Here is a 745-nt window from a genome sequence, read left to right on the forward strand (position 1 = left end):
TCTTCGAGTTCACCGACACCCAGGGCGTTATGGGGATGCACTACGCGCGTCACGATGGCGAAGCGGAAGATGTGGCAGTGGCGCTGAACGAGCAGTATCAGCCGCGCTTTGCCGGTGATGACCTGCCGTCTAACCCGGTAGCCTGTGCGCTGGCGATTGCTGACAAGATGGATACTCTGGCGGGTATCTTCGGTATCGGCCAGCATCCGAAAGGCGACAAAGACCCGTTTGCGTTGCGTCGTGCCGCACTTGGCGTGCTGCGTATTATCGTTGAGAAGAACCTCAATCTTGACCTGCAAACCCTGACCGAAGAAGCAGTGCGTCTGTATGGCGATAAGCTGACTAATGCCAACGTGGTTGATGATGTTATCGACTTTATGCTCGGTCGCTTCCGCGCCTGGTATCAGGACGAAGGTTACACCGTTGACACCATCCAGGCGGTACTGGCGCGTCGTCCGACTCGTCCGGCTGATTTCGATGCCCGTATGAAAGCGGTATCGCACTTCCGTACCCTGGAAGCAGCTGCAGCACTGGCGGCGGCGAACAAGCGTGTATCTAACATCCTGGCGAAATCTGATGAAGTGCTGAGCGATCGCGTGAATGCCTCTACTCTGAAAGAGCCGGAAGAAATTAAACTGGCGATGCAGGTTGTGGTGCTACGTGACAAGCTGGAGCCGTACTTTGCGGAAGGTCGTTACCAGGATGCGCTGGTCGAACTGGCTGAGCTGCGTGAACCGGTCGATGC

1 protein-coding gene is annotated in these 745 nt (G+C 56.5%); it reads left to right on the top strand.

The genetic code is table 11. The features are described 5' to 3' along the window. Positions 1–745: glycine--tRNA ligase subunit beta (locus ACLO87_RS16715; protein ID WP_430224332.1), on the top strand; the 745-nt coding region annotated here is incomplete at both ends.

This window comes from Paenalcaligenes sp. Me52 (assembly GCF_050487965.1).
GTDB lineage: Bacteria > Pseudomonadota > Gammaproteobacteria > Burkholderiales > Burkholderiaceae_B > Paenalcaligenes.